Source organism: Neorickettsia helminthoeca str. Oregon, from assembly GCF_000632985.1.
In the GTDB taxonomy this organism is placed as follows: domain Bacteria; phylum Pseudomonadota; class Alphaproteobacteria; order Rickettsiales; family Anaplasmataceae; genus Neorickettsia; species Neorickettsia helminthoeca.
Genome location: NZ_CP007481.1, coordinates 684,696 through 708,451 on the forward strand (window position 1 = coordinate 684,696; position 23,756 = coordinate 708,451).

Annotated in this window: 20 protein-coding genes; 3 read left to right on the forward strand and 17 right to left on the reverse strand. The window is 42.1% G+C overall.

The window, feature by feature from the left end; genetic code table 11:
* Nucleotides 1–282: 282 nt before the first annotated feature.
* From glyS to NHE_RS03235, 3 genes are all read right to left on the reverse strand, one after another.
* Nucleotides 283–2,364, reverse strand: coding sequence for a glycine--tRNA ligase subunit beta (glyS, locus tag NHE_RS03225; protein WP_038559934.1), 2,082 nt, complete (start codon nucleotides 2,362–2,364; stop codon nucleotides 283–285).
* Nucleotides 2,357–3,220 (reverse strand): glycine--tRNA ligase subunit alpha, encoded by an 864-nt coding sequence (locus NHE_RS03230; RefSeq protein WP_038559937.1) that lies wholly within the window; start codon nucleotides 3,218–3,220, stop codon nucleotides 2,357–2,359. Before NHE_RS03230 ends, glyS begins: the two co-directional genes overlap by 8 nt.
* Nucleotides 3,221–3,352: 132 nt before the next feature.
* Complete coding sequence (locus NHE_RS03235) at nucleotides 3,353–4,546, reverse strand: pyridoxal phosphate-dependent aminotransferase (protein ID WP_038559940.1); 1,194 nt, start codon at nucleotides 4,544–4,546, stop codon at nucleotides 3,353–3,355.
* A gap of 297 nt (nucleotides 4,547–4,843) precedes the next feature.
* On the opposite strand from NHE_RS03235, the gene ssb reads away from it, so the two are divergent.
* Nucleotides 4,844–5,299 (forward strand): single-stranded DNA-binding protein, encoded by a 456-nt coding sequence (gene ssb, locus NHE_RS03240; protein ID WP_038560681.1) that lies wholly within the window; start codon nucleotides 4,844–4,846, stop codon nucleotides 5,297–5,299.
* Nucleotides 5,300–5,361: 62 nt separating this feature from the next.
* On the opposite strand, the gene NHE_RS03245 is transcribed toward ssb, so the two are convergent.
* From NHE_RS03245 to NHE_RS03295, 11 genes are all read right to left on the reverse strand, one after another.
* Nucleotides 5,362–5,961 carry a COQ9 family protein gene (locus tag NHE_RS03245; RefSeq protein ID WP_051579648.1) on the reverse strand — a complete coding sequence of 200 codons (600 nt, stop codon included), beginning with the start codon at nucleotides 5,959–5,961 and terminating at the stop codon, nucleotides 5,362–5,364.
* Between the two features lie 17 nt (nucleotides 5,962–5,978).
* Nucleotides 5,979–6,620, reverse strand: coding sequence for a fructose-6-phosphate aldolase (fsa, locus tag NHE_RS03250; RefSeq protein ID WP_038559943.1), 642 nt, complete (start codon nucleotides 6,618–6,620; stop codon nucleotides 5,979–5,981).
* 19 nt (nucleotides 6,621–6,639) lie between these two features.
* Nucleotides 6,640–6,948, reverse strand: coding sequence for a F0F1 ATP synthase subunit epsilon (locus NHE_RS03255; protein WP_038559946.1), 309 nt, complete (start codon nucleotides 6,946–6,948; stop codon nucleotides 6,640–6,642).
* Nucleotides 6,949–8,373: a F0F1 ATP synthase subunit beta gene (gene atpD, locus NHE_RS03260; protein WP_038560687.1), complete on the reverse strand. Its 1,425-nt coding sequence runs from the start codon at nucleotides 8,371–8,373 to the stop codon at nucleotides 6,949–6,951. It lies immediately after the preceding gene.
* Nucleotides 8,374–8,560: 187 nt separating this feature from the next.
* On the reverse strand, nucleotides 8,561–11,116 hold the full coding sequence (locus NHE_RS03265) for a hypothetical protein (RefSeq protein ID WP_038559948.1): 2,556 nt from the start codon (nucleotides 11,114–11,116) through the stop codon (nucleotides 8,561–8,563).
* The gene (locus NHE_RS03270) at nucleotides 11,113–13,374 is read right to left on the reverse strand and encodes a VirB4 family type IV secretion/conjugal transfer ATPase (protein ID WP_038559951.1); all 2,262 of its coding nucleotides are present in this window, start codon (nucleotides 13,372–13,374) and stop codon (nucleotides 11,113–11,115) included. The genes NHE_RS03265 and NHE_RS03270 overlap by 4 nt, the downstream gene beginning before the upstream one ends.
* Before the next feature lie 118 nt (nucleotides 13,375–13,492).
* Nucleotides 13,493–13,822: a TrbC/VirB2 family protein gene (locus NHE_RS03275; protein ID WP_038559954.1), complete on the reverse strand. Its 330-nt coding sequence runs from the start codon at nucleotides 13,820–13,822 to the stop codon at nucleotides 13,493–13,495.
* Between the two features lie 249 nt (nucleotides 13,823–14,071).
* The gene (locus tag NHE_RS03280) at nucleotides 14,072–14,425 is read right to left on the reverse strand and encodes a TrbC/VirB2 family protein (RefSeq protein ID WP_038559957.1); all 354 of its coding nucleotides are present in this window, start codon (nucleotides 14,423–14,425) and stop codon (nucleotides 14,072–14,074) included.
* A 249-nt stretch (nucleotides 14,426–14,674) separates the two neighbouring features.
* On the reverse strand, nucleotides 14,675–15,025 hold the full coding sequence (locus tag NHE_RS03285) for a TrbC/VirB2 family protein (protein WP_038559960.1): 351 nt from the start codon (nucleotides 15,023–15,025) through the stop codon (nucleotides 14,675–14,677).
* A 190-nt stretch (nucleotides 15,026–15,215) separates the two neighbouring features.
* On the reverse strand, nucleotides 15,216–17,006 hold the full coding sequence (gene lepA / locus NHE_RS03290) for a translation elongation factor 4 (protein WP_038559963.1): 1,791 nt from the start codon (nucleotides 17,004–17,006) through the stop codon (nucleotides 15,216–15,218).
* Between the two features lie 415 nt (nucleotides 17,007–17,421).
* Nucleotides 17,422–18,939, reverse strand: a complete 1,518-nt coding sequence (locus NHE_RS03295; RefSeq protein WP_038559965.1) for a lysine--tRNA ligase — start codon at nucleotides 18,937–18,939, stop codon at nucleotides 17,422–17,424.
* Between the two features lie 458 nt (nucleotides 18,940–19,397).
* Here NHE_RS03295 and NHE_RS03300 point away from each other — a divergent pair, with 458 nt between their 5' ends.
* Nucleotides 19,398–19,871 (forward strand): hypothetical protein, encoded by a 474-nt coding sequence (locus NHE_RS03300; RefSeq protein WP_038559967.1) that lies wholly within the window; start codon nucleotides 19,398–19,400, stop codon nucleotides 19,869–19,871.
* Between the two features lie 93 nt (nucleotides 19,872–19,964).
* On the opposite strand, the gene NHE_RS03305 is transcribed toward NHE_RS03300, so the two are convergent.
* Nucleotides 19,965–20,711: a HesA/MoeB/ThiF family protein gene (locus NHE_RS03305; protein ID WP_038559970.1), complete on the reverse strand. Its 747-nt coding sequence runs from the start codon at nucleotides 20,709–20,711 to the stop codon at nucleotides 19,965–19,967.
* Between the two features lie 244 nt (nucleotides 20,712–20,955).
* Here NHE_RS03305 and NHE_RS03310 point away from each other — a divergent pair, with 244 nt between their 5' ends.
* Entirely contained in the window at nucleotides 20,956–21,957 is a 1,002-nt protein-coding gene (locus NHE_RS03310; RefSeq protein WP_038560689.1) for an NAD(P)/FAD-dependent oxidoreductase, read from the forward strand.
* A gap of 223 nt (nucleotides 21,958–22,180) precedes the next feature.
* On the opposite strand, the gene hisS is transcribed toward NHE_RS03310, so the two are convergent.
* Nucleotides 22,181–23,422, reverse strand: a complete 1,242-nt coding sequence (gene hisS, locus NHE_RS03315; protein ID WP_038559971.1) for a histidine--tRNA ligase — start codon at nucleotides 23,420–23,422, stop codon at nucleotides 22,181–22,183.
* Complete coding sequence (locus NHE_RS03320; RefSeq protein WP_038559974.1) at nucleotides 23,403–23,663, reverse strand: BolA family protein; 261 nt, start codon at nucleotides 23,661–23,663, stop codon at nucleotides 23,403–23,405. The genes hisS and NHE_RS03320 overlap by 20 nt, the downstream gene beginning before the upstream one ends.
* Nucleotides 23,664–23,756: the final 93 nt, after the last annotated feature.

Here is a 23,756-nt window from a genome sequence, read left to right on the forward strand (position 1 = left end):
GAAAATCATCGACAGACAAAGAAATAATGCGGAACAGGCTCTGTGGAGAGCTGTAATACTACAAGCCTTTATGGATTCCATGACGGAAAGTAAAAGGACTGAAGATCGTCTGGCAAGGATCTCAGCACGCGGATGGCTGCTAGGAATGTGTAATGACTTCAGGACAGTGTATGCACTTGCTGGATATGATCCATATTATACAAGAAGGCAAGCTCAAAAGTTCATGAACGGGAAAAACAACTCAACCAACTTCTACGGAAGACAACAGAATAACAATGGCGCTCACTTACACAATACCTCGAATTGGCATAACTCACTCACAGTTTCGGAGATCGTGTTTAATAAGCCTATACGATTCCTTTTCAATTCCGGATCCGTAGCATTTATTATGACGTTATCCATGAATAATGTTAATGGTCCAGCCAGCCCAGACAACTCGGATAACGCTTTTTCAAAATCCCCATTCTTGAGAGACTTAGTAAAAACACCCTGAAAGCTTTCGAAACTTTCAGCCAACATTCTCTCCTCATCCGATACAAAAACTTTCTTATTGTATTTCGATTTCAATTGGACATCCGTGGTTTCAAGGATCCCGCTAATTCTTTTATGGAGTTTTAGGAATTCGATACCAGAGTCTAATCTGAGCCAGACAGCTATTGCAACACATTTCTTTTTAAGTAACAGCGGATGTTCAATATTCGAAGCAACTGAATTAAAGACCTCAATACCTACACCTTGTTTCAATAGAAGTGCTTTAAGGCGTTCAGAAAAGAATTCCAATATAAACATCATCACATCGCTTTTTCTTTGTTTTTCCTCATCAGGATTGATGCTGATCCTATCGATCAACGAACGGAATAATGAAGCTGGATATAAATCAATTGCCTTCATTAGGAATACTTTCAATGGTACGTTGATATTGTTTTCAATGATGATTCTCAGAATCCCGATAGCAGCACGACGCAGTCCAAGAGGATCTCTAGTCGAAGTGACTTTTTCGTTAGCACTTATCAAACCGACTAAATTATCCATTTTATCAGCGAGTGCGAGCGTCACAGTGACTGGGGCTGCGGGACATACATCAGCTGCGTCCACTGGTAGATACTGATCTCTCAGTGCATTTATGATCTCACAATCATCTTCGCCACTGAGTTTCAAATAATAGGAACCAACAAATCCTGCCAACTCCGGAAAATCACGAACAAATGTTGTGAGAAGATCCACTTTTGCGATTTCAGCAGCCTTTTCAACTTTGATGATAGAAGCGTTAGGTACCCAAAGGGCGACAAACTTAGCCAAAGCAACGATGCGTCCTGTTTTCTCACTGAAACTCCCAAGCTTTTTGTGAAAAATCAGTTGTTTCAATTTTGGTGCATAGTCGACCAAGGGGATCTTGGTATCAATTAAAACCATGGAAACTGCATCTGCAAGTCTTGCTGTGATCACTCTCTCATAGCCTCTGACTGGAGCATCATTTGCTAGAGAGCTGACCGCTATGAATTTATTCAACAACTTCCTATTTTGATACACTGGGAAAACTTTCTGATGAGAAATAATGACTGTTTTTATTAATTCCTCTGGGAGTCTCAGAAAATCTTCATCAAAGGATCCAAGCATTGCGTTGGGTGATTCAGAAATACCGACGACCTCATCTAACAAACTGTCGGTCACCTGGACGCAAAAGTTGTGTTCAGCTTCTATTTTCGCTATCTGCTCCTTGATGATATTCCTCCTCTCAGCCTGGGACAGGATTATGCTATTTCTCCTCAGTAGCGAAACATATTCTTCAGCGGAACCTATGGTGATTTCCCTGAAATCCGAAGTGGCACCTGAACCACGAGTTACATTCGCAGCACTGTAATGGTGAAACTGCACAGGAACAACCTCACCCCCAAGCATGCATGTGATACTTTTTATAGGCCTGATCCAGGTAAAATTATACTTCCCCCAGCGCATTGATCTGGGCCAAGCAAAACCCATTAGTATATCTTCCGTGATCTTTTTCAGCACTTGTACCACCGTGATATTGGACTCCCTACTTGGAGCAAAATAATACTCCTTACTTCCGACGGTCCTTGTATATAGATCAGGTACCGTAACACCAGCTGATGATGCAAACTTTTCCACGATCTTAATGCCTGAACCAAGACTAGGGCCTTTTCTATCAAGTCCACTAAGAGTGAAGTTCGTGTCCACATCATGGACAATCACTGCGATTCTTCTGCAGCTAACAAACACCTCCACCGTACCGACTTTGAGGTTCCGCATCGACTTTGAGAAGAGCTCAAGAAATTTAGCAGAAGCATATTCCTGGAACCTCGCAGGTATTTCTTCGGACAGAATTTCGAATAGAAATTTAGGCACAGTGCTCCTCCTGTGTTATGAAAAGTTCACAACATTGTTTAACAATTTCTCTGACTTCCAGGATATATTTAGCTCGCTCACTCACACTAATAAATCCGCGAGAATCTAAGAAATTCAATATATGACTTGCCTTCACACAATGGTCATAGGCAACCAGAGGAAGTTTTTTTTCCAAAAAGATTTTTGCCTGGACTGCATTATCAGCAAAACGGTTTAGGAGGAGTGGATAATCATAAGCCTCCAACGCCGCGACGGAGAATTGATATTCATTCTGCGCATATATTTGCGAATACTTTGTCCCGTCTTTAGCGAAGACGAGATCACCCACATTATCAACATTCTGCATATACATAGCGATCCTCTCGAGTCCGTAGGCAAGCTCCCCTGGAATGACCTTCAGCGCGATACCGCCAACCTGCTGCATGTAAGTGAATTGCGAGATCTCCATTCCATCACACCATACTTCCCAACCCAGACCCCAAGCTCCGACACTAGGATTTTCCCAATCATCCTCAACGAAACGTATATCATGACTTCGTACATCGATACCAATATGCTCAAGACTTCCAAGATAGAGTTCCTGTAAGTCATCGGGTGATGGTTTGATCAAGACCTGGTACTGATGATGTTGATATAATCTATTCGGATTTTTACCGTATCTGCCATCTGCTGGCCGTATAACTGGTTGCACATAAGCGATTTTGGCATCTCGTTTGGACACACAGGAGAAAATCGTCGCAGGATGAAGAGTTGCAGCTCCTAACTCGCTCGTATAAGGAAGCAAAATAGAACAACCATAATCGCTCCAATACTCTTCCAACTTTTTTATAAGTCCACAAAAAGTACAGCGGAACATCCTTAAGTCCAAACATAAGAAGCTAAGTATAAATTCATCGAGCACAATATTCAATTATCATGCAGCGACAGTCCCAGAATGTATGCAGCCGAGCAACAGGAACGACGCACTATCCTGGAACTCAGGATTATCTTACTTCAGGAGGTCTAGAGCAGCGATGATTCTTTTGCAAGCTTGTTCTAGTAATTCGATTGATAGAGCATAAGAGATCCTAAAATATCCAGCCACGCCGAACTCCGAACCGGATACAACAGCGACGGAATGTTCATTCAATAGATATTCAGTTAGATCAGAATCCGTTTTGATTTCTAAACCAGTAGAGGTTTTCTTGCCAAGCAGATCCTTACAGCAGATGAACAGATAAAATGCGCCATCAGGCTTGGAGCACTTCAGGTATGGCGCGGATGAGAGTATAGCAAATGCCTTATCCCTTCTACTCTCGAACACATGAAGTCTTTCGCGGAGCAATTCAGGCCCAGAACGTAGCGCACCAACAGCCGCAGCCTGAGCAATTGTGCAAGCACCACCGGTACTATGCTCCTGTAATACTCGCACCAGTGACATGAGTTCTTTATCAGTAATAGCGGCATATCCTATTCTCCAGCCCGTCATCGCGTAACACTTGGAGGCACCATTTACAATGACAATACGCTGTCTAAGATCAGGAGCGACATTGGCGATGTTGAGAAAGCTACTATGCGAATAAGTAATGTGCTCATATATGTCATCAGAAACTATGTAGACCTGAGGGTACATCCTCAGAACATCTGCTAATTTCCTTAATTCAGACTCGGTGTAACAGACACCAGATGGGTTGTTGGGTGAGTTCAAGATTATCGCTTTGGTCTTCTCATTCAGTGCGCTCTCAAGAGCCTCAAAATCTATTCTAAAGTCCTCAGTAGAGGAGACCACGACTGGAGTAGCAGAAGCGAGTCTAACCATCTCGCTGTATGATACCCAATACGGAGCAATGAGGATCACTTCATCGCCTGGATTAAGTAGCGCTGAGAGTACGTTATAAAGCACCTGTTTAGCACCATTGCTTACAATAATGTCGTCAACAGAATACTTGAGGGCATTATCCCTTGCGAATTTTTTTACAATTTCTTCACGCAAGAGATTTGTCCCAGACACAGGAGGATAACTGTCATCACAGTCTTTTATAGCCTGAATAGCCATCTCCTGCCCCAATGGCGGGGTAGAAAAATCCGGTTCACCTATGCACAGTGAGATTACATCCTTCCCTTGCGCTTTAAGCTCCCTCACTCTGAGAGCAGTTTTCAGCGTAGCAGGAGACTTAATATTTTTCAGAACTTGTGACAACATAAACCAGGACTCAATACAATGATTCAAAAATACTTACCGCACACGGACTCCTAATCCCCTGATCATACCTAGAAACACATGAGGTAAGCAAAACAAGTAGACACATGAATACAATTTTCTTCATCTGTTTTAAACTTCAGGAACAGGTTTATTCTAAGGTAGGGAATTCAATCTTTCAAGGAAATTCATTCAGGTGGTGATCCCAAAACTATTTTGCCCCATTCGTAGCAGTGCTATACCTCAGATAAGAATTTCATGATACCATCTACGGGTTCAGCCCTGTTAAAGGTTTATAAGATGATCAACAAAGTTATTTTGATAGGCAACCTCGGTAGAGATCCGGAAGTACGCACTATGTCTAACTCGAAGCAAGTTGCTACCTTCTCGCTTGCTACTACAGAGAATTGGAGCGATAAAAATACCGGTGAACGCGTCTCAAAAACTGAGTGGCACCAAATAGTAGTGTTTAATGAGAGTCTAATCAAGGTAATTAGCAATTACGTAAGCAAGGGGACTCGCGTCTACATAGAAGGATCCCTACAGACAAGGAAGTGGACAGATAATAACAACGTGGAGAGGTACACAACTGAAGTAGTGCTTAATCCGTTTAACTCAGTACTCAAGATACTTAGTTCACAAGGAGCTAGTGAGGCGCACGAATCAGGAGTCAGTAACATGAAGTCCAGCGTGGAAAGTTCACGACCAGGCCCTTCTAACAACGATTCTTTGGATGACGACGACATCCCATTCTGATTAGCATTGTTTTCACTGACTTTTCCAGGATGGCTATCTGCTCCTAAATAGAGTCTGTGATCCTAGCTTCGACCCAGGTAGCTACAAAAGATACTCCGGGCTCTGTTTTTGGCTTTTGAGAATGATACTATGTTCTTTATACGCTCTCTCAGAAAAGAGTGAGTTTCGTTCAGTTCATGAGAATAATCATTAGCAAGTTTAACCATCAGTGAAGCATTTAAGACCGCTAAGGTTCCACGTCTACTGTAGAAGGTAAAACCGATGCTAGTATCATTTACAGCATGCCATATGTCATCTACTAATCTATAGGAAGCCTGCAATGAGGAAAGTGAGTTTCTTGGGTTACTGGCGAAAAGAAGCCTCTTTTTTAGGAAAATTCTGTAATTTTTAAAACTCGAATACACAAATACTCTATTCCACAATATGGATTCTATTCTTCCCGAAATACCACCAATTGTGTAATCAGATAATGACAGTGCTTTTCTTGTAACATAGGAATCAAGAGTATTCAGAAAATTCTGTATGTTCTCACCAAAAACATATAGGGACTCCAACGCCTCTATTTGATCGGCAGCAAAGAGTAAAGCTGAATAATTCAGGCCCATGAAAGGCACGACTTCTATGAACTTCTCTACTAGAGCAAGAAATTTAGCATCTTCCATAATTACTGCATCCCCGTTTAGGCGGTCTGACTTGCTTCATAGTCTCTGATAAAGATTTCTAGTCCCTTATGCGTCAGTGGATGGTCAAACATCTGATCCAGGATTTTCATGGGAGCGGTAACAACATGTGCGCCGAGTTTAAATGAACTAAGTACATGCTCCACACTTCTGATAGAGGCAGCAAGAATCTTAGTATCATATTTACTCTCATAAAGCTGAGCTATTTCCTCTATCAATAAGACACCTTGATGCCCTATATCATCAAGGCGACCAATGAATGGCGAAATATAATCAGCGCCCACACTTGCTGCAAGAATAGCTTGTGCTGCAGAAAAACATAGAGTGATATTTAATTTGCAGCCATGAGCCTTCAGTAAAGAGGCAGCCTTTATACCATCTCTTGTGCAGGGAAGCTTTATTACGACGTTCTGAGCGATCTCGGATAAACGCAGACCCTCATCAATCATCTCCTTCGACGTAAGAGATATAACCTCAGCACTGACCGGTCCCTTGACAATATTACAGATCTCCTTGATGACATCCTTATGTTCGCGCCCAGATTTCCTAATGAGTGTAGGGTTAGTAGTAACACCACTGACAATTCCCCACTCCAACGCCAACTCGATCTCTTTCAGTTCAGCCGAATCAATAAAAAACATACTCTAAGCCTCCGTTTATCTAATCACGCTGGTCCAGACACTCCTCTAGGAACTCTCCACCTATAGGTAGTGATTCGATTATTTTCTCAGCCGTCAAGATATAAGAGCCCCCATGGACTCTCAGTATAGCTCCTTCTACGAGAAATTGCTTCTTCGTACCACCTTCGAAGAGGATTGAAACAGGGCCGTCTTTTAGAGAAAAAAGATAATCCTCGTGTTGGGCAAGGACAGTGAACCTTCCAGTTACCGTATTTCCCGACAGGCTTTTCACCTTGGACAACGCACTACCATCATCGGGGGTGATTATATTCAACTCAAAAGTGGACACTTATTTCTCCTTCATTTTCATTGCTTTTTCCCTAGCTTCATTGATATCACCAACCATATAAAATGCAGATTCAGGTAAATCATCACACTTACCTTCGACCAGCTCCTTGAATCCAGCGATTGTATCTTTCAAACTCACGAACTTACCTGGCTGCCCAGTGAAGACCTCAGCGACATGGAAAGGCTGAGACAAGAATCTCTGGATCTTTCTTGCTCTGTATACGGTCAGCTTGTCCTCTTCAGAAAGCTCTTCCATACCCAAGATCGCGATAATGTCCTGAAGAGATTTATAACTCTGCAGAATACCCTTGACCTTTTGTGCAACTTCGTAATGTTCCTGGCCTAGGACTTCTGCAGAAAGGATCTGCGCAGTTGAAGCAAGTGGATCGACCGCTGGATATATACCAAGTTCAGCAATCTGCCTAGACAACACTGTTGTAGAGTCCAAATGAGCGAAGGAGGTCGCAGGCGCTGGATCTGTGAGGTCATCTGCAGGGACGTATATTGCCTGCACTGAAGTAATAGAACCATTTCTAGTAGAGGTAATACGTTCTTGTAATTTACCCATATCAGTAGCGAGTGTAGGTTGATACCCCACAGCAGACGGAATTCTACCCAACAAAGTTGAGAGCTCTGCACCGGCTTGTGTAAATCTGAAAATGTTATCTACGAAGAACAAGACATTCTGTCCCTCTTTATCCCGGAAGTATTCAGCCATCGTGAGAGCACTCAAAGCGACCTTGGCACGAGCTCCAGGAGGCTCATTCATCTGCCCATATACGAGGACTACTTTCGATTTCTCAGGATTTTCTCGATCGATGACACCGGATTCTATCATCTCGTGATATAGATCGTTTCCTTCCCGGGTACGCTCACCGACACCTGCGAATACCGAGAACCCTCCGTATGCCTTTGCTATATTATTGATCAGCTCCATTATAAGAACCGTCTTGCCAACACCTGCACCACCGAAGAGCCCTACTTTCCCTCCCTTCGAGTAAGGAGCAAGTAGATCAATGACCTTGATACCTGTCTCTAGAATCTCGGATGATGTACTTTGCTCATCGAACTTAGGAGGATCAGCATAAATCGGCGCAACTCTACTTCCATCTGCAATGCATGGACCATCATCAATAAGACCGCCAACGACATTGAAGATACGTCCTAAAGTTTGCTTTCCTACAGGAACACAAATGGGCTTGCCCGTATCATGGACCTTTCTATTTCTTGTCAATCCATCGGTGGAGTCCATAGCGACCGCCCGCACTATACCATCACCGAGCTGTTGCGCCACCTCCAGATAAAGTGTTTTCCCATTATTCTCGCACAGAAGTGCATTTTCAATTTTTGGCAAGTTGCCATCTTCGAATTTTATATCGACTGTTGGACCAACAACACGAATAATTTTTCCGGTACTTACTGACATCAAAAGATTTTTAGAGACCATTCAAGATCACATTGTAAATTGAATGTACATACTTTTTCAAATCCTTTCGAAGCATCTACACGCAAGTATTACAACTCACATGTATTCTCCACTGAAATTGCTGTAAAGAACATACATGAAGGCTATACAAAGAATATCTCACCGTTCTGAGTGACAGCTCTCGAAGTCACTGTTTAGGCTTGTGGAGCATCTGACACTGAATACGTATCACTCCTGGCCAACCATCCAAAATTATTGGATCAGTGCCGTTGTAGGAGTTTCTTTGTACATTTCTTTTGATCTTGAGAGGATAACCGCCTCTTCCATACTTAAGAGAGGTGCAGATTTGAGGTCTGCCTTCTTTGCCATCATCAAGTAATTGCTCTTTAGATACACTATTATCAGAGCTAACATACATTCCTCTACCCTCTAATACATCAGAATATGGAAGCATAACATCTGTTGCATAGCTTGCTTTCTTTCCAGCAATAGATTCTATACGTATTCCACGCATGAATAGTGCCTCGAACTCGCTTCCGAACCGCACAATATCTTCAATATCCTGCTTACTTTGTTTACCGCCCTGCGCGGCAATGATTACCTTACAATGATCCTTTATGTATTGCTGGTTATGCCGATCCTGCGCATCTTTATCCACCGACGCTGATCCAGGCTCATCTTTACCCCCCGACACGGGTGTACCTTTGCTCTTTACCCCTGATCCAGATGCTACACTTGGATCAGAAGGCTGTTTTTTACCACCATCATCGCCATAAGGAATATACCCACAACCACTTATATCAGTCTCCGTGCCACTGCACTCGCGTAATTTGTCACATACGTAGAGCCTACTATCTTGACCATCAGGACACTCTTCAGTACCTCCTAATCCGACTACTGGCAGAAGGACCTTACCTTCCATCAGTGAGTCCATGAAATCTTTAGCTGAGACCGCAACAGATATGTACTCACCTGAACTACCAGAAGTGTCCTCAGTTCCGGCAGAGCCACCGCCAATTGCCTCTATCGCGAATAGATCGCATTTTTGCTCTTTGTCTAACTCCTGCATTTTTGGAACGTCGGCAACATGAAATGGAAGACCAGTGATATCACTCTTCGTACCACTGGAGCGAGGTAAAGGTGCTTGATATTCAAAGCACCTGGAATGTTTTTGTTCAAAAACGCACAAATTCCTCTGAAACGGTGTAGCAGGAACATAACATAATCCACCTCCGCAACTGTTTTGAGAGTACTTATTCGTACCACTATCAGCGGGTAGGAAAAATGCCTTACCTCCCAAATCAGAGAATACCGTCTCCACATAACTTGTGCTACCGACTGGTATACTTTCTAAATCATAAAAAGGTTTTCTGCATCCACCATTTCCATCTAGATCACCCCTGAAACAGAAAACTCGCCGCTCCTCGTACTTATAAAAAAGCGTTTGCCTTCCATCTTGGCGACGGTATATCATCAGCTCTGGAATAAATTCCAACGTATCGAGGACATCCTGAGCTGTATGTGCAATCTCCAAGGCATCTTTCTTGGCTGGGACCCAACGATTATTGGCTTCATCGACTAGCGAGTAAGGAACAAATTTTCTCACGCTCATTTTGAAGAACTTAGCTTTGCCTCCTAGGACAGAGTAATATTGCTCTGGAAGAGAAGCTAGATCTAGTGCACAAACTAAATTGGAACTGTTATCTTCGATGTAGCGCATTTTCAGCAAATACTCAGGCGGACAAAGCGGCTTACTGCTATCTTTACATTTCATTGATCCATCATCACCTATAATTAACCCCGAACCTTCACAGACTGCTTTTTCACCGCTTAACTGAACTGATTGGCTCGTTGAGTTCCTTGAGTCAGGATTTCTGGAACAAACATATCCTGCAAGAAAGAATCCGTTTTTACAAAGTGGTCCCATGCATCGCCCGGTATTGGTACCACTGATGACAGATGGTCGGAAGTGAGCTATCTTTCTCCCACCAACGGTTAGTGTGTCAGAACTAGCATCATACTGCAAACGACCAGAGTATTCAGAGCCGTACCTATTAAAGCAAATCTTCGCTTTATTTGGACTCTCAGCATTCAGTACATTAATAACCTTCACGCACGTTTGGTATTTACTCAGGTCCTTTGAAACTATAATTGGAGCCTTATCGTCTGTTGAATAGACAGTTTCGGTAGGTGATATTTGTCCAGAATAAGCAATATTATACCCTGATAATGACTTACCATCTTTAACGATTACCCTCATCGATGGGTTGGTATATGTGGAAGATTGCATCGGAACGATAAATACCCCAATCTTGGTAAGCAGCGTCTTATAGAATGGAGGTGGCATTGGTAAAAGCGAAGACTTTACACATCCAAGAAGGTTACCGTCAATAGCAACACTCCGGTCACATACAGTAACCTGTCTCGCGCACAGACATTCCTCTGAATACTCATCCTTGAATGAGTAAACGTAGTCATGACATACATTGTCTATCGCCTTGAAGCAACCATTTTTACACCAAGCACTGAAGGTCCGTATCCAAGTAGGAAAGATATAAGAACAATCGCCCTCAGTGAGTACCACAGAATCAGATCCAATCGTCGCATGGACCTCTATTTTCGATGGCTCCCAACCTTCGCCAGCAGGCTCTGGACGCGATACCGCTTGTCTACCACCCTTTGAGAGCGCCTCTCCAAAGAAATTGAGGTATATGCACAGAATCAGTAATATAAAAGTTCTCATTTACATCGCCTATAAAAGAGAGGCAGCCATATATTTGGATTATCTCCACCTTCCTTAAGTGCGGCACGCATTTCATCGATCCTTCCTTGAGAAGATAGGACATACCTCTCCTCAAAGGCAGAGATATCAAATTTCAGGATGATAGATTCCTCACCTTGCTTCAAAAAGAAACATCTATCATACAGCAACGCATCATCCAACATGCGCAGCACAGAGCTAGAAATATCAAAGATTGACCTATACTCAGGTTCGAAATTTCCATCCGAAGGAACTAGTATCTTCGTAGGAATGTAGCGCTTTCCAATCTCTGCGAGCTCCTTAATGAATATCGGGGTATCGCTCGAAAATAATACAACTCCGCCGTTCGCAGCGACAGCCTGGAGAAATGATTCGCACTCCGATACAGAAAGAAAAAGCTTTTTGAAGCGAGCAGGATTCTGTATCGCAATGATGAATGGCCGCCTAGATTGCATATGGAGTTCCAAGTATTTATTGAGCAGATAAAATACAAGAACCGATGCAATGTTATCCGAAGATAGAACTCCTTCCAACGAGATACCGACACTATCCTTAACAAACAGATTCCTGGTGGCACTACCATCAAAGAAATGCGCGAATCTCTGCTTTATCACATCAAGATTCCCTAGAATAGCTTGTAGGGCCTCTCCACAATTCTCGAGGGTCCTCTTATTCGAAGGAATTTTTATTAATTTTTCAGCAATCTCCTTGACTTTGTTTTGCGCATCAGCTGAGGTACAGAATCTACGCAGGATACCAGCTAATACATCCTTGTCTTCGATATCAAGGAGGTTGCACCCAAATCCGGAGCTACTATCCATAGCGACATCGAGATACTGCCCATCGAAGGCACGAACGAAGACCTCAGAAAGAGATTGATCATCGATGATCAAGAACTCGGTACTGAACTTAATCAACGATTCCAGCAGGAAGAAATTTTGTAGAGCGGTCTTCCCAGACTTCTTCTTACCAAAGATCACTGTGTGCCCGAGTTTAGGCTCAGAATAGAAATTGAAACGATGTAACTCCCCACAAGAAGAAATAAAGGAAGTCAGATAATTCTTGGAATTACAAGGTGCACTCAGGAAATGTGCATGCGTACAAGCGAATAGAGCGCAATCTTCGAGTAATACAATCTCCCATTTTCTCGTGCCAGGGAAAGATCCAGGCAATTTCTGCCAGAACACATCTTCTAATAGCAGATCATCGCGAACAATTATAAAGCCATGTTTTATAAAGACTCTACCACACTCTTCAATGGAGGAACTAAGCCCATCTGCACTCTCCGAAAAGATCGTCACATCGAAGGAGCGACGACAAAAATTTTCGAATTTTCCATCCGCGAACTGAGCAGCTATCTTGGATTTACAAGAAGCATCCAAGTATTTCTCATCCTTTACAACCTTCATGAGCTCGATGCCTTCTTCGAATTTACTCTTCACCGCTCCCGCCGTCGCAGCGGTGATGACTTCAGTAATGATCATCCGACATGATATTCCAAGTACTTCACCTATGAATTCTGGAGAACTGGGATTCCTGAAAGACTTCACGCGAAAGCTAGTCCCGAAGAGTTTAGTTTTTCCTTGTATTTCAAAGGTATTAAAGCCAAAGAATATTTTCCTATCTGAGAGCAGGTCCACAGCTATATCTCTGACACTGCTTTCCATATTCACTTTCCCCACGCCGAGCAAACTACTGAAGAAGTACAACAACTCATCTTCAGCGAGTGGAGCGGCTTCAAAGTCGGAGAGCTCAGTACAAATGAACTCAGTAGCAGCATCCAAGGCATCAACGATGATTTGAGAAGAGACTTTCTGTATCTTTTGTATCAGGGTTTTGAGGAGGAAATAGAATGACCCTAGTGTATCACCAATTATCGGTTCTGATACTATCGATATATAGAGCTCATTCGAGAACTGATTTCTCTCAGAAATGAGTTTACTATAAGCTTTCGAGAAATCCGTAGCAAAATCATCGGTGGCGACCCTGTGAATATTCACAGGCTTAGCTGGGCAGCGCATTGTATTAATCCAGACAGCTGAGCACCTATATTTCTCCGAAGAAACGACGCTAGCAAGTAAGTTCTGAACCCTGACCAACAACTCGGCTGTGAACCTCATATCACGGAAACGCACTACTCTCACAAGAGTACCGTTGGTATTCAGGACGGTCCTTGAATCATAGAAACAAGAAAAAGGAATATTCTCCGAAACCCTCCACTTAGGCAACTGAGTTATCATTTCAATACGCAGAACAAATACATTTTAGAAAAACAATCAAGGGAGAATCTAAAATAATACAATCGCCCCTACATAAAGGGGCTGTTCAAGAAATGGAGAAGATCAATCATCTATTTCACTACTTGCCCTTCACGACTTTACCTGATGTGCACTGATAATCAAATCCAAGTATCCAGCCCATGATGGTCTGTGCACCAAAGACGAACATTATCCCAGCTGCAACTATGAACAACATACCTATAGAGACCTTACCAACAAAAAAGCTATATCCTGTGATAATAATCACAAGTGTAGCTATCGCTTGCGAAATCGGTCCTGAAAGTTGCTTGACTATATTACAAATTACGTACGACACTATACTATCATCGCCCGTTGGCTCATCAGCACAAGCAAATTGCGCTCCAAAACAGAAAAACACCATCAAACACAGCAAAACTATTTTTTTCATTTCTGAACATTTTTAACTACATTCAGATGGATTGTACGTCACCAAAACTGAAAAATCTATGATAGCGTCTAGTTGGAATGCATAGCAGTATAGGATTATTTAAGTATATTACACCCCTTACAAAAAAGAATTCGTGTCGAATGGTAGTTTAAACATATCATCTGCGCAGCACACGGTTCAAGAGCAACAACCGAGGAGCGACAGAATCCACCGCTCCTGAGAATTTTGGTACTCACATAAAGAAGCGCCTCATGGGGTGACGGCGGCTCCCCGACTCAGCGCAACTTGCCCTCCCATACATTGATAATCATAATCCAATCCAAGTATCCAGCCCATGATGGTCTGTGCACCAAAGACGAACATTATCCCAGCTGCAACTATGAACAACATACCTATAGAGACCTTACCAACAAAAAAGCTATATCCTGTGATAATAATCACAAGTGTAGCTATCGCTTGCGAAATCGGTCCTGAAAGTTGCTTGACTATATTACAAATTACACGTGATACGACATTATCATTATTTGGAACAGCAGCAGCATCAACAAATTGTACTCCAAAACAGAAAAACACCATCAAACACAGCAAAACTATTTTTTTCATTTCTGAACATTCCTAACTACATTCAGATGGATTGTACGTCACCAAAACTGAAAAATCTATGATAGCGTCTAGTTGGAATGCATAGCAGTATAGGATTATTTAAGTATATTACACCCCTTACAAAAAAGAATTCGTGTCGAATGGTAGTTTAAACATATCATCTGCGCAGCACACGGTTCAAGAGCAACAACCGAGGAGCGACAGAATCCACCGCTCCTGAGAATTTTGGTACTCACATAAAGAAGCGCCTCATTTAGACGTAGCCCTGCTCTTGCCGCTCACGACTTTACCTGATGTGCACTGATAATCCGATCCAAGTATCCAGCCCATGATGGTCTGTGCACCAAAGACGAACATTATCCCAGCTGCAACTATGAACAACATACCTATAGAGACCTTACCAACAAAAAAGCTATATCCTGTGATAATAATCACAAGTGTAGCTATCGCTTGCGAAATCGGTCCTGAAAGTTGCTTGACTATATTACAAATTACGTACGACACTATACTATCATCGCTGCCGCTACTTTTCTTGGCATAAGCTTGATCAGTCGTAAACAAGCAGCACAGCATGAAACACCACAGCACTATCTTACCCATTACTTACTTCCTCCAACATCAGTGTTTTGGAGGATTCTAAATGAAGAGTATTAAATCACTATTTATTTCCTTATACATCATCATCTTTTAGAATTTCATAGAGAACATTAAAAATTAATTTGATCCCAACAACAAAACTATTGAACCTTACGAAGGTAATATTCAAATTTACAACAATACGGATCTCTATTTACGGCTTTATTTTAAGCGCCTCTATGAAAGCTTTTTGAGGAATATTTGCTTTGCCTATGCTGTGCATTCTTTTCTTACCCTTTTTCTGTTTTTCTAAGAGCTTCATTCTTCTTGTTCTGTCACCACCGTATAACTTTGCAGTGACATCTTTTCTATAAGGATTCACAGTCTCTCTCGCCACGACTTTACCTCCTATCGCAGCCTGTATAGCGATTTTATATTGCTGTCTAGGAATCAAATCTTTCAAGCGCTCACAAATTTCTCTACCACGTCTATCAGCGCTTGGCCGGTAGACAAGAATAGAAAGCGCATCTGCTTCCTCACCATTGATCAGGATACTAAGCTTTACCAAGTCATTGGCCTGATATTCAGAGATTTCCCAATCTAGGCTTGCGTAACCCTTTGACATGGACTTCAATCTATCATAGAAGTCGAAGACTATCTCAGAAAGAGGCAGGCGATAGGTGAGTATAGCCTTATTATCCACATATCCGAGATCAATTTGTTCTCCTCTCTTCTCATTACACAGATTGATCACTTCACCTATATAATCTCCAGGCAACATTATGGAGGCCTTGATCCAGGGTTCTTCAATCTTCTCGATCTTACTTGGATCTGGCATCGCTGTAGGATTATAAAGTTCCAGAACTGAACCATTCCTCATATGGATTCTGTAGACTACACTAGGTGCTGTGAGAACTAGAGCTAGATCGAATTCTTCATCTAATCTTTCAGTGATCACCTCCAAGTGGAGCATTCCAAGGAAACCGCACCTAAAGCCGTGTCCCAAAGCAGAAGACGCCTCAGGCTCGAAAGTGAAACTGGAATCATTTAGATGTAATTTCTCCAAGCTTTGACGTAACTTTTCGAACTCGTCTGCACTAACCGGAAACAGACTACAAAACACAACAGGTTGAAGCTTCTTAAAACCAGGAAGAAGTTCTGGACAAGGATTTCTACTATCTATTATAGTGTCACCGATATTACAATCACTGACATCCTTTATTGAGGCAGTGAAAAATCCGATTTCTCCAGCTTTGAGCTCTGGCACATTCTTTTTTTCTGGTGTAAAGATTCCAACTGTTTCCACAGCGTACCTATGTTTAGTTGACATCATTTCGATGTTCATACCACTTTTGATCGTGCCATTTTTCACTCTGACAAGTATTACTACTCCCAGATAAATATCGTACCAACTATCGACGAGTAGTGCCTGTAAGTATTTTTCCGGATCTCCTTCCGGGGGAGGGATATACTTAACGATGCTTTCGAGCAAATCGGTAATACCTAGACCCGTTTTAGCGGATACTTCGACGGCATTATCTGTACTTATCCCTATTACTTCTCTTATTTGCGCTTTGACCCTTTCTGGCTCAGCGGAATCCAGATCGACCTTATTGATCACGGGAATAATAGTTTGATCATTATCTATAGCTTTGTATACATTAGCTAAGGTCTGCGCTTCCACGCCCTGTGTTGCATCCACGACAAGAAGCGAACCCTCACATGCAGCAAGAGACCTACTAACTTCATATGAAAAATCTACATGCCCTGGCGTATCCATAAGATTCAGTATATAACCCTGACCATTTTTTGCTCTATACTTAAGCATTACAGTCTGGGACTTGATCGTAATACCGCGTTCTCGCTCTATTTTCATTGAATCCAGTAATTGCGCTTTCATCTTTCTCGGATCGATAGCGCAACACTCTTCCATCAACCTATCCGCAAGAGTGGACTTACCATGATCTATGTGGGCAATAATTGCGAAGTTCCTAATGTTTCTCATGAAATTCTCTATGCAGTCAGTGGCTAAACTACTAAGACAACTATAACAGAATGAAAAAGACATGCACTATATCCGACAAACGCGAATCAAACACCATGGATCGAATTAAATTTCATGCTTCTAAGCAGAAAATATTTGGATCGCAAAGCACGTGACTCGAGATAGAACATAATGCAAACTGGGTCCGACAGTGACACGACCAGCATACAAGTATGCACAACAGACTCTAAGATGGACATACCTTCTCAACGCGTGATGAGCCCAGCTCAAATAAATAAAGCACCTTTATCTCAATTGATATACACAGTTCATCTTAAATTCCAGATTGGCATAAACCAGCCTACCTCAACTCTAATCAGTCCACACAGCTGCACCATCAGATTACAGGGACTTCAGGTATCAACGCAACACAGCCCTATCTGAGGACAACTTTCTCTATCATTGCGATAGTATTAGCTACTCCGTATAAAGCAATAAAAGATCCAATGCGTGGACCCTCAGATTGCCCAAGCAATATTTGGTACAACACCTGAAACCACACTTTGATATCTGATGAATATCCACTTTCTTTTCCGACTGAGTAAACGAGTTGTTGTATCTCCTCAGCTATAGCGTCACCAGGGATTTTTTTTAATTCATCCGCTAACAGCATGAGCGCCTTAAATTCGTTTTCAGTTGGCTTTCTGTAATTTTTGCTCGGCTCTACAAAATCTCGATAGTACGAAATCGCATGTTTGACCAATCTATCCAATAGAGGACTATTCTCAGGCGCAACAAGCGGATTGTAGCGCTGTATAAATCCCCATAGGACACCAGGATTCTCAGGATTACACGCAGAGGCCAAATTCAAAAGCAGGGAATATGTAATACCTTTGGCTATTTCTTTATCCTTGGCATCAATAAAACTGAGAGGGTTCGTCAGATCACCCTTGCTGAACGATTGTAGGAAACGTAAATAGTCATCGACGTTTTTCGGAATGATATCAAAATATAATCTTTTCGCCCTCTTCGGGTGCTGGAACATGAAGAATGCAAGACTTTCCCAAGGAGCATAAGTAAGCCATTCTTCTATTGTCAGCCCGTTACCCTTGGACTTCGAGATCTTTTTACCTTCTTCATCGAGAAAGAGCTCATACACAGAAAGCTCAGGAGGCGTACTTCCAAGTATCTTTGCAATCTTCGCGGAAAGCACTGCAGAAGGTGTTAGATCTTTCCCATGGAATTCAAAATCCACACCCAAAGCTGCCCAACGCATTCCCCAATCCACTTTCCACTGTAACTTGCAGGCACCTCCGGTAACTCCGGATTCCATCAACGCACCAGTACTTGGATCTTCATAGATTATGGAGTTCTCTTTTAGTTCCATCACCTTTGCTTGGAGTACTCTACCATCTCTCACCGGCAGAAATGGACTATACGTTTGTTGTCTCTCATCACCAAGCGTTGGGAGTATTAAATCCAGAATTCTCCTATTGTTTCTCAATACAAGGAGTAACTGCTCATCAAACAAGCCACGCTGGTAACATTCAGTGGCACTCTTGAACTCATACTGAAAACCGAAAAGGTCCAAAAAGGACATCAATCGAGCATTCATATGAGCACCATAGCTTTCGTGGGTGCGAAACGGATCAGGAATAGATGTCAAAGCATGTCCAAGATATTTCTCCACCTCCTCAGGATTTGGGACATTATCTGGTACCTTTCTCAGTCCATCCATGTCGTCGGAGAAGCAAATTAACTTCATATCCACCCCAGGAGAAAGGTACTCTAATGCTTTCATCACCATTATGGTGCGAACCACCTCACCAAATGTCCCTATATGTGGCAATCCTGAAGGCCCATATCCTGTTTCGAAAATTATTGTTTTATGTTTTCCAATTCTGGGTAACAGTTTCTTTGCTTCTTCTATTGGCCAGGCAACTTGAGATTTCATTCGTTATTTGTTCTTAAGACGTCTTCTACTTAAAAGCGTACAACACCGCACCCGAAATTATAATCACCTGCTGGCGCTGTACAGAATCTCCGAACGGTAACACTACTGCAGCTCTCCGTGAACAGCAGGAGTAAGACGGACGGGGTAAGGGCAATAAAAATTCATAAATTTCCACAAACCTCTTGATTCTTAATTTATTTATATGATATTATGTGCCTGATTTCGGATTATATAGTTTTTATGAAATACCTAAAGAAAAATACCATTCCTGCTGTTGCTACGACCTGGGTTGTATGCCGTTGTTTGGCTGTGATATGTGAAGACGCTTTTTTTATCACAAGAAATATGATGAAATTATCATGCTGCAATTATGCTGCATATATTCATTGGTTAGGTAATGCAGTTATGAAGATTCATCACCACATGACCAATGTCTTTAATATAGAGAGGATACCAATATGCAGAGCACAAGAAACTTATTAACACAACTGAGGGAAGTAAGAAGACAAATCTCAACATCAGATCTTCCAGTCCGTTTAAAACTGGCATACTTCAAACAAGAATTAGCCAAAAGCTGTGCCAGAACACTAGGAGAATCGTCAGCAAGTGAGAAGGTACAAGCAGTACTAAACGTTACGGACACAATACTTAATAATTCCGGTACTCGGGGATTACACAGTTTCGCGTCTGAGGCACTCAAGCACGAACAGATAAACGGCAAAATATTGCAACAAGCAGGAATCCCGACACCTCATATGTATCCGACTATCGATATCTCAAAGGGATCCGCAGGGCGTAATGTTGGTGCGTGTGTAGCAAGAATGTATTGCGCATTCATTAAGGATACCGTTGAGTCCAGCCCACCTCCGCCGCCTACCGGAGCGAACAAGGTGATGTTAGAAGGCTCACAAAAAGAAGTGACTAAACGGTAAACATGCACTGCTTAGAACAGCAACTCAAGTAGATATTCATTAGTTATTCCTTGGTAGTGTACACATGGAGCTGTCCACCACTGAGGAAATGACTCAGGTTTTTGAGAACTGGCCAGACCCACACACATTACATGATGGATCCTTTAGTATGGTTGCCCTTCTGAATTTATTCAGGAGAACGTCGCAGAAAATAAAAGTTCCTGAATCCTCAGGATGCAGTCGAAGGATTTCCTGAATGACTTTCATTGATTGGATACTGCCTATTACATTCACTGCAGCACCGATGACTCCACCGCCTTCGCATGAATGATCTATCGCTTGCTTTGGCTTCTCATAGCAGAAGCACTGATAGCAAGATGCTTCTATGGAAACAAAGGATTTAATCACGATAACATATCCGGAATAACCAATAACCGCACCTGAAATCAAAGGTTTTTTCAAAAGATGACACAATCTATTTAGATAGAACCTCGTTTCAAAATTATCTGAGCAATCGACGATAATCTCATATTCCGATATGATCTCGGAACAGTCTTGAATGCGTGCGGGATAACGATGAATCTTACAATCAGGATTGAATGCTTTTAGTCTTGTTTGTGCAGCATCGACCTTTAGCTTATGGATCGAGGCATTGTCAAACAAAAATTGTCTATTAAGATTCGATTCGGAAATTCTATCAAAATCTACGATAGCTATTTCACCGACTCCAGCACCAACAAGATTGTATAATACTGAACATCCGAGTCCACCGACACCGATAACCAATACCTTAGCATCAAGAATCGCATATTGTCCGGTTTTACCAAAAAGAGCAAAGTGTTGTAAATATCTGCGATTCACACAATATAAAGTATTGGATTTGCAAATTGTCCCACCAAATAATTGCAGAAATCAACTGCGCTGCTATACAACACAGGCAGTGAACAAAAGATACCTCTTCTAATCCATGGGAGCCACCGAGGATATGTTAGTGTTATTGTAGTCTAGTAATCCAGTGATTCCAAACAAGCAAGGAAAATCAGACATTCAAAATTGCTGGTAACTTGGTATTATGTCATTGAGCATGGAAAACAACATTGTGAAAATGCACACAGACATCATCATAGTAGGGGCTGGTCCAGTGGGAATATTTACTGCTTTCCAGGCTGGAATGCTAGGCATGAAGACTCATATAATCGACTCTCTACCTTCCGTTGGGGGACAGTGTACAGCTTTATACCCAGAGAAATTCATATATGATATTCCAGGATATAAACAGATTACTGCTGCATCACTTATCTCGAACCTTGTAGATCAGGCAGATAGGTTCAGCCCCACCTATCACACTGGACAGTTTGTGACACATCTGGAAAAAGCAGACGATTCTTTTACAGTCAAGACAAGCAAAGGACTCGAAATACAATCAAAAGCCGTCATCATTGCAGCGGGTGCAGGCGCATTCGACTACAATAAAATTCCCATAGATTCGAGTGAGATATATGAAGGCAAATCGCTTTTTTACAGCGTCCAAGATGTTGAGCTTTTTCGGAATAAGACGGTCGCGATAGCAGGCGGCGGTGATTCAGCTGCAGACTGGGGAGTGATACTAGCAGATATCGCTAAGCAGGTTTATGTGATACACAGACGTTCAAAGTTCAGATGTTTGGACAGCACGTTTACGCAACTCAGGAACCTTGAAAATACTGGTAAAGTCAGGATAGTGACGCCATGTCAGATCACTGACATTGAAGGAATCGGAACCCAAATCACTAGGATTGAATTAACTACGCTATCAGGTGAGTCAATGATGCTAGAAACCGATTATTTGCTGGCTTTTTTTGGTCTGAAACCTTCTCTGAACCATCTGGAGAATTGGAGCCTAGATATTATCAATCACTCTATCAAAGTGGATCCGATTAGCTGCAGCACGAATATCGATGGCGTATATGCTGTCGGAGATGTAGCATCATATGAATCAAAGCTAAAGTTGATCCTCTGCGGATTTTCAGAGAGTGCAATTGCATGCCACCACATTCACAAAAGGGTTTCTTGTAACAGGGCGTATAATTTCCAATACTCCACCAGCATGACTGAGGTTTTTAAGTAGTCCGTGCTACCAGTAGGCTGTAGTCATTAATGAAATTACCTAACATCAGCTGGAACCGTTGATGGTACTTTTTCGGGCAACCTAAATCAGGGAACCTGCGATCAAGTAGCACGCCCTCCTCTAAAATCCTTACATCAGACAACAGAAGTGGCCAGACAAATTGTTCAAACGAGGTGACTGAAACTATTCACAAAGGGTAGGGCCGCTCCATCTCTTCTGGATATCAACACCCTAACTCTTTTAGTTTTACTGCAAGTCCATCAAATGACGCTGTATACTCTATACCAGTCTCCATGAGTTTAATGATGCATTCATTTCTCGATAACTCATCCTCTCCAAAGATGACTGTGAGAAAGCTATTTTCGGACCGCTTCATCCGGGACCTAAGGCTGAGTCCATAATACATATCAACACGGAATCCCTCAGTACGAAGAGCGAAGACTAATTTTACCGCTTTTCTCTGCGCAACTTCACCTATAGGCACCACGGAAACAATCTTCTCGCAGATAGACACTTCGACAGTCGTTGCTTCAACAAGGCGCTCGATGCCCGCAGCAAAACCAATTGAGGAAACTTTCTTTCCACCTAGATTCTCCACAAGCTGTTCATATCTCCCACCCCCCAGGAGGGCATCTTGGGCACCAATATCGGCACTAGTACACTCAAAAATCAGACCAGAATAATAATCCAAACCTCTGACTAGCCTGTAATCAATCGAAAAATCAATCTCCATCTCTCGCAGCACACCACAGATTGAATCAAAATGTACAAGCGAAATATCGGTATGATGTTCCAGAATTTTCGGTGCACACTCTATTATCTCTTTGTCGGCGGGATCCTTTGAATCCAAGATCCTCAACGGATTTCTTTCTAATCTGAGTAGACTATCAGCCGATAAGTCACTCTTGTACTGCTTAAAATAATCAATTAGGGCACACCTGTACCTCTCCCTCGCTTTGGAACAACCAAGTGAATTAATACGCAATTTATTCTCGATGCCTAATTCCCTCAGAAAAGAAACAGCTAATACTATGGCCTCTACATCCCACAGGAAACTATCAACTCCGATCCACTCAAAATTCACCTGGTGAAACTGCCTATACCTACCTTTCTGGGGTCTCTCATATCTGAACAAAGGACCAAAAGAAAATAACTTCACAGGGGAAGGAGTATGCTGGAAGTTTCCAACAAACGCTCTCACAATAGCTGCAGTGAATTCTGGTCTGAGACAGATATTATGTCCACTTTTATCTTCGAATGAGTAGATCTCCTTGCTTACTACATCGGAGGTTTCACCTAAGTTACGAATAAAAAGTTCAGTATACTCAATGATCGGAGTAGCGAGCTCAGAAAATAAATATCGAATAGAAAGATCACGAGCAACTTTTTCAATGAACCGCATCTTCTCAAGATTCTGCCCGAAAAGATCTTTAGTCCCTGTGATATTATTGATTTTTGTATTCATCCACTGTCCACAATTTCATAGAGATGGCATGTACACCGTTATTGAGGTATTTTTCCAGAATTTTAAAAAGCATTTTGTGTCGTACTACCCTTGTCAAGCCATCAAAATCAGAGGATACGACAACCACCTCAAAATGAGAATTCTTGGAATATCCAGTATGCCCAAAGTGCTCCTCAGAGGTATTCTTTACATCACAATATACGACATTTAAAGCACTTCGGATGGCATTTTCAATTTCCATAGATCGAGTCTCTTATGAATCCAGTAAAGACTATAGCACAATCTGCTAAATCAACATGAGCCCCTAGGGGGTCTCTACTTAATGCCAGAGTAT